At 41.4% G+C, this 6,349-nt stretch carries 8 protein-coding genes; 2 read left to right on the forward strand and 6 right to left on the reverse strand.

Annotated features, from left to right (window positions below):
- Nucleotides 1-383: 383 nt before the first annotated feature.
- Complete coding sequence (locus tag RM049_RS02555; RefSeq protein WP_322673582.1) at nt 384-1,310, forward strand: cobalamin-binding protein; 927 nt, start codon at nt 384-386, stop codon at nt 1,308-1,310.
- Between the two features lie 158 nt (nt 1,311-1,468).
- Here RM049_RS02555 and RM049_RS02560 read toward each other — a convergent pair whose 3' ends face one another.
- The 3 genes from RM049_RS02560 to RM049_RS02570 form a co-directional block, all read right to left on the reverse strand.
- Nucleotides 1,469-1,771, reverse strand: a complete 303-nt coding sequence (locus tag RM049_RS02560; RefSeq protein ID WP_322673583.1) for a TMEM165/GDT1 family protein — start codon at nt 1,769-1,771, stop codon at nt 1,469-1,471.
- Between the two features lie 56 nt (nt 1,772-1,827).
- The gene (locus RM049_RS02565) at nt 1,828-2,259 is read right to left on the reverse strand and encodes a TMEM165/GDT1 family protein (RefSeq protein WP_322703044.1); all 432 of its coding nucleotides are present in this window, start codon (nt 2,257-2,259) and stop codon (nt 1,828-1,830) included.
- A 100-nt stretch (nt 2,260-2,359) separates the two neighbouring features.
- Entirely contained in the window at nt 2,360-2,710 is a 351-nt protein-coding gene (locus RM049_RS02570; RefSeq protein WP_322703045.1) for a YkgJ family cysteine cluster protein, read from the reverse strand.
- 385 nt (nt 2,711-3,095) lie between these two features.
- Between RM049_RS02570 and psb30 the strand changes: the two genes are divergently transcribed.
- A complete protein-coding gene (gene psb30 / locus RM049_RS02575; RefSeq protein WP_069068686.1) occupies nt 3,096-3,239 on the forward strand; it encodes a photosystem II reaction center protein Ycf12/Psb30 in 144 nt (47 codons plus the stop codon).
- A gap of 78 nt (nt 3,240-3,317) precedes the next feature.
- On the opposite strand, the gene RM049_RS02580 is transcribed toward psb30, so the two are convergent.
- From RM049_RS02580 to RM049_RS02590, 3 genes are all read right to left on the reverse strand, one after another.
- Nucleotides 3,318-5,429 carry a single-stranded-DNA-specific exonuclease RecJ gene (locus tag RM049_RS02580; RefSeq protein WP_322703046.1) on the reverse strand — a complete coding sequence of 704 codons (2,112 nt, stop codon included), beginning with the start codon at nt 5,427-5,429 and terminating at the stop codon, nt 3,318-3,320.
- Nucleotides 5,430-5,546: 117 nt separating this feature from the next.
- Nucleotides 5,547-5,972 carry a hypothetical protein gene (locus RM049_RS02585; RefSeq protein ID WP_322703047.1) on the reverse strand — a complete coding sequence of 142 codons (426 nt, stop codon included), beginning with the start codon at nt 5,970-5,972 and terminating at the stop codon, nt 5,547-5,549.
- Between the two features lie 193 nt (nt 5,973-6,165).
- A partial coding sequence (locus RM049_RS02590; RefSeq protein WP_322703048.1) for a hypothetical protein occupies nt 6,166-6,349 on the reverse strand: 184 nt, incomplete at its 5' end.

Raw genomic sequence — 6,349 nt, forward strand, 5'->3', positions numbered from 1 at the left:
ATAACTACAATTACTTGCTATGGTTTTTCATAACCGGAAAATATAATTTTTCTAACTAAATTTTATGATTCTGGCTAATTAGTTATAAGCTAGATTTTGCTGATTACTTCTGTTACTTCATACCAATAATTTTTGCCAGGGGATAATTAGCATTTCTAGTAATTTCACTATTAAGTAATTTTACTATCAAGTAGTATAAGTAGTATAGTATTTTTTATTTGAAACTGGGGAGTGCTAAAGACTTTTCCCAATACTCAATCCCTAGTACAATTTCTTGCTTAGTACTGACTAGCAAAATACCCTTGATTCTCCTAGAGAAAGATACTTAATGGCTCAAATTCTGCCAAACTTAAGGTAACGGCAGCTTTTGCGGAGGTGGAGCGATGACAGATAGTGATGTAAGAATTGTTTCCCTGATTCCCGGTGGAACAGAGATTTTAGCGACACTAGGATTGGTTGATGCTATTGTGGGGCGATCGCACGAATGCGATTACCCTCCAGAAATCCTCAATCGCCCCATTTGTACCCAAGCACGTTTAAATAGTGATGCCTCCAGCAGCCAAATTCACGACGACGTGAACAAGTTATTGCAATCTGCTCTGAGTATTTATGAAATCAAAACAGATGTTTTAGAGCAATTGCAGCCTACCCATATTCTCACTCAAGACCAGTGCGATGTTTGTGCTGTTAGCTTACACGATGTTGAAAAGGCAGTTGCTACACTCATTGACAGTAAACCTCAGATTATTTCTTTACAACCCAATATTCTCCAAGATGTTTGGGCTGACATTGAACGAGTCAGCAACACCTTTGGCGTAGACTCGGTAAAAGTCTTAGAAAATTTAGAAGCTCGCGTCAAAATTTGTCAGCAAAAAATCCAAGGACTTTCTTTAGATGAACTGCCTACTGTCGCTTGTATCGAGTGGATCGATCCTTTGATGATCGCCGCTAATTGGATTCCTGAATTAGTTAACTTAGCAGGAGGACAGTCTTTATTTTGCGCTACAGGTCAGCCTTCTCCGATCTTGCCTTGGGAAACACTATTAACAACTAATCCCGACATAATTGTTTTTATGCCTTGTGGCTTTGATTTAAACCGCACTCGCAAAGAAGCCAATTTATTAACTCAACGTCCAGAGTGGGAAAAACTACATGCTACCGAAACTGGTAGAGTCTACATTACTGATGGCAATTCTTATTTCAATCGTCCAGGGCCGCGACTGGTAGATTCTCTAGAAATTTTGGCAGAAATTTTGCATCCAGAAATTTTTCAATACGGCTACAAAGGAACTGCTTGGGAACGTTTGTAAAAAAGAATTCAGAACTCAGGAGCGGAGCCGGAGACGCTCCGCCTCCGGTCATAATTCAGTATGAATTCAAGTCAGGCTGAGTGAGATTGGTTTAAAACCTTGATGCGTTCCAATCGCCTACAAAGACTAATTCTGATTCCTGGATTCTGGATTCTTCTTCAAGGTGTTTTTTCAGAATCTGCCGATGGTTCATTGTTAAATAACAGCAGACGTGCAGCAAGAATGGCAAATCCTACAGCCGCGATCGCTTTTAAAACCCGTGTAGGTAATAATTCGGCTACTGCACCCCCTGCTAACGATCCCAACAGGCTTGTCAACAGCAATGCACCTGCTGCACCGAAAAACACTGCACGCGGAGAATTAGAACGTCCTGAAAGTGCGATCGCCGCTAGCTGACTTTTGTCACCCAATTCTGATAAAAAAACCGTAATAAAGCTCAGTCCTAATAAATGCCAATCCATATAAATTAAGGAGCAGTGGGGAATTTTTCTAATGACCAATGACCAATGACTAATGACTAATAACTAGTAAATACATCCCAAAATAGCATTAGGGAAATTACCAACAACATTACGCCGGCTGATTTTTCTACAGTTTTTGGGCTGAGTCGATTGGCTATCCAACTACCTAAAAGTACACCTAATAAGCTGGTGGTTATTAGGGCTGCCGCCGAGCCGATAAATACCACCCACGGCGAATGAGATTGTGCGCTCATTAACAAAGTGGATAGCTGAGTTTTATCTCCAATTTCTGCTAGAAAAATGGTTATAAAAGTCGTACCAAAAACTACTAGCACTGATTGCTGCTTTTGAGGACTATCGGCAATTACAGGCTGAACCAAGGGAGCGATCGCAGGAGTTAAGTTAAAATCATTGCTGTCTTCCAGTTCTAGCTCGATCTCAGTGTGAGATATGTCAGAAATCTCCAAAGGTGCAGAATCAAGTTTCACAAGCAGTAGTTTTGGTTGCTAGGGTGTTTTCATATTTCTATCATTTTCTCAGATTTTTGTCATAAATTGCAATCTCACACAAAAAAAGCAGGGTTGGATGTCAAAGGCCAACAGCTTGGTCGAAACGTAGTATTTCTAAACTGCGATCGCCATAAACTCCTTCTATTTGCTGGCGACAGCAGTCAATAGCAAAATCGTTGACTTCTTCTGGTTCAACCCCATACATATCTTGAAACACTTCTGATTCCACACGGCAGAAGCGCGGACGATTGGGGTAGATGCGACATTCTCGCGTGGTATGGTCGAAATTAACGCACCATCCCCCTTCGCCTACCATGCTGAGGTAGAGTTCTAGTTCTGATGGAGAGAGGTACTCTTCCAAGTCTGGACGCTCTGCTGGATCGAGATTACAGCAGGCTCCACATTGCTTTACACATTGCCAAGTTGACATTTTGGATTAGGGATTGGGGATTGGGGATTGGGGAAGGTGGGGCCCCCTCTGGGGATAAGGGGTAATGGGGACTGGGGATTGGGAGCCAATACGGTTCGGTTAAGGTTTTTTGATGAAAATTTGAGATCGCAAAGACGCAATAAATCGCTATCAAAATGAAAGACTGATTATTGTAGAGACGGCGATTCATCGCGTCTCTTGCCTTAACCGAACTAGTCCCCCCAGTCCCCAATGCCCAATCCCCCTATTTTACGTTTTTATATCTTTTCTTATAATTTTGTTAAGTAAATTAAATCTAACAGTCCATAGCCATATATGATCGATTTCGGGTTTTCTAATTTAAGTTATTGAATTTTTTAAGACTATTGGCAGGAGAAAAGGAAAAATGTTTGACGCTGTGTCTGACTTGTTTAACGCTTTTACTAGTATCAATTGGGAAGTTATTTTCCAATTGTTGTCCGTGGCGCTCATCGTGATTGCTGGCCCAGCAGTAATCTTTGTGCTGGCATTTCGCAACGGCAACCTATAAGAGTGCTGAGTGCTGACTAAGGAGTTAACAGTTAAGAGTTAGGAGTGAGAAGTTAATTAAGAATTCATAACTCATAACTCATAACTCAGCACTCAGTACTGATAACGCCTGAAGGGCAGCTTGGATAATATTGTCGTACTGTGGTTGAGAAATATTAACTTCTTTAGCGTTTTGACGATTAGTGCCCAGCAAACCAATTATATGTCCTGGCTGAATGGCTAAGACTTTGCCTTCAGAATTTCTAATTCTTAATTCTGCTTCAATACCGTTTTTATAGAAACCACAAGTATATTGTCGCTGGTTGTATTCAAATATGGTGCTTGACTGGATAGGTGGCGAAGCAAAAAATTGTTGAATCGGAATTGGCAGTCTGACTCCGATTAACTCTAGCTCGATGGTGGTGTTACCGTTAAAGTAATTTTCTCGCAATTTGTAAGCGATATCCACTCGCGGTGGTAAACGGAAGTAGTCGCCCCAACGCCAAGCGATCGCTTTGATTTTATACTCCTGATTATCTATAGTTTGGGCAACGGTCAGTTTGATGTGACCCTTACCAACGATTTTTTGCTCAACCACTTGAATATTAGGTGTCCAGAAAACTGGATCGGGGTTGTCCATACCGCAGGGATGTAGAGCATTAAGCTGTTGATAAAGCTGTTGATTAATGTGATTGAGGTTGACTTCGGCATCAATTTTTAGCAGAGGCTTGAGATGTTGGGGTTCAAGACACTGGTTAGCAAACTCAATCAAACGCGATCGCAACGCCTGTAAATTTTCTGCTGGTAGAGAGAATCCCCCGGCTGCTTTGTGTCCGCCAAATTTCCCTAGTAAATCGTGACAATATTCCAAAGCTTCAAACACATGAAACTCTGGAATTGAGCGTGCAGAACCGCGTATATGTCCCTCATCTTCATAAGTCCCGATAAACACAGGAACACCGTAGCGTTCTACCAAACGGGAGGCGACGATACCAATAACGCCATGATGCCAATTGGGTTGAACAACAATTAATACACGGTCTTTATGTAGAGACGCAACAAATTCCGTCTCTACATAAGCGATCGCTTCTTGTTCAATTTGCTGACACATCTCCTGGCGAGAGGCGTTGACTTGTTCGCATTGCATTGCTCTTTCCAGCGCCACCCCCATATCATCTGTAGTCAGCAATTCAATCACAGTCTGGGGATTACCAATCCGACCAATAGCATTAATGCGCGGGCCCAAGCGAAACCCGATATCTTCAGGCTTCAGGGATTTGGGACTGGGGACTGGGAACTGGGGACTAGGGACTGGGGATAAAAGTTTTTCTCCTGCTCTCTCATCTCCTCTGGACTGTACCCCAGCTACCTGAATTAACGCTTGGATTCCAGGTAAGTGGGATTTGGGTAAATGTTGTAAACCACGTTTTACCCAGCGACGATTTACACCAGTTAAGGGGGCTAAATCTGCGATCGTTCCCAGTGTAAATAATGCTAGCATCGGCTGGATCAAGCCCTTAGCCTGACCTAGCTGTTGTGCTAGAGACACTGCCAAAATGTAAGCAACACCAACACCAGCAACACCTCGATAAGGCGAGGATTCAGCTATTAGTTTGGGGTTGAGGATAGCGTTAGCTGGCGGTAATTTTTGGGGGATATCATGATGATCGGTGATAATTACTGCAAGACCAAGTTCTCTAGCTCTTGCAACTGGTTCAAACGCAGAGATACCATTATCTACAGTCAGAATTAATCCCACACCTTCGCTGTGAAATTCTTCAACTATGCGTTTATTAATACCATAACCTTCGTGCATCCGGCTGGGGATAGCATAATCTACTTGTGCGCCTAAAGTGCGGAGACTACGCAAAAGTAGAGCAGTACTAGTCATCCCATCAGCATCGTAGTCACCACAAATAGCAATTTTTGTTTGAGAAGCGATCGCATTTTCCAACAATTCCAAACTTATCGCCAAATCTGGGAAATCTTCTAACGGCGAAGGTAAGATTAAAGATTCTGGATTTAAAAATGCTTGTACCTGTTCTGGTGTTTCGATCCCCCGATTAATTAATAACTGGCTGATAATGGGTGAAATATTTGTCAAAACCGCCATATTTTGGGCAAATTCTGGTTTTTGTGGATAAATTTGCCAGCGCTGATCGGGTAAGCGCCTACGAGGCTTTGATAGTTCAGATACAGCTTGGTCTAGCACAATACAAGTTAGGAGTTAGAAGTTAGAAGTTAAGAGTTAGAAGTTTTTAATTAAAAGTTATTTCTTAATTCATAACTCATAACTCATAACTCATAACTCATAACATTAATTTGCTATCTAAAACACGTTTATTCTGCCATCATCCATAATATATAACGAGCGATCGCCCGGAGAGCGCCAAGTCGGACGGAGTTCCAGGCGCAATGTACCAAAGTTAAGTTTAGAGACAATCGCTTGCAGTGATAAACCTGTTTCGCTCCAAAATATCAAAGATGTATTTGGTTCTGTACCTTCTATTTGTCCTAAGTTTAATTTCTGCCCTGGACTCAAGGATATTGCATCAGTCTCGGAGGGTTTTTGAATTTTGATCGGGTTAGGTGTGTTATTTACAACTTCAACTCGGATGTGTTGCCCAGGAGTAAACTGAATTGGGTGCGACCCACACTTAGAGGCACAAGTTCGAGCGAAAGTTGCACTGGGATTATTGATTGATGTAACTAGAACGGTAGTTGCAACTAAAGCAAATGACAGAGGCTTAAACATAATACTCAGTATAAATATTTAATTAAAATACTACTTGATTTAGTAATTTTAAGCCTCAGTGTATTTTCCAGAATTACTTTGCTAATTCCCAGTTATTAAATTACTAATTATTTTTTATAAACATCTCCTCTCGCACCAATGGCGTAAATTTCGATGTCTTTAGATATCAATATCGACTGTAAAAATAATTCTGTTATAGGACTAGTATTTGATTTCTGAAAAAACCCCGTATATCTGAAGAGACATTATGGCTATTAGTAGAAGTATCGATGTTGAAGAGTTGTTGCAACTTTACGCGGCAGGGGAAAGAGATTTCTCCTTCATTACAGCAATTTTCAGGTAAATAGACCACAGTGGTTAAACCAACCGAGAGCATC

The sequence above is a fragment of the Nostoc sp. DedQUE04 genome (assembly GCF_034530995.1).
Taxonomy (GTDB): Bacteria; Cyanobacteriota; Cyanobacteriia; order Cyanobacteriales; family Nostocaceae; genus Nostoc.

What these genes read in the sequence shown, in the direction of transcription:
- psb30 (WP_069068686.1), top strand. Translation starts at nt 3,096, where the DNA reads ATGTTTGACGCTGTGTCTGACTTGTTTAACGCTTTTACTAGTATCAAT.
- RM049_RS02555 (WP_322673582.1), top strand. Translation starts at nt 384, where the DNA reads ATGACAGATAGTGATGTAAGAATTGTTTCCCTGATTCCCGGTGGAACA.
- RM049_RS02585 (WP_322703047.1), bottom strand. Translation starts at nt 5,972, where the DNA reads ATGTTTAAGCCTCTGTCATTTGCTTTAGTTGCAACTACCGTTCTAGTT.
- RM049_RS02560 (WP_322673583.1), bottom strand. Translation starts at nt 1,771, where the DNA reads ATGGATTGGCATTTATTAGGACTGAGCTTTATTACGGTTTTTTTATCA.
- RM049_RS02570 (WP_322703045.1), bottom strand. Translation starts at nt 2,710, where the DNA reads ATGTCAACTTGGCAATGTGTAAAGCAATGTGGAGCCTGCTGTAATCTC.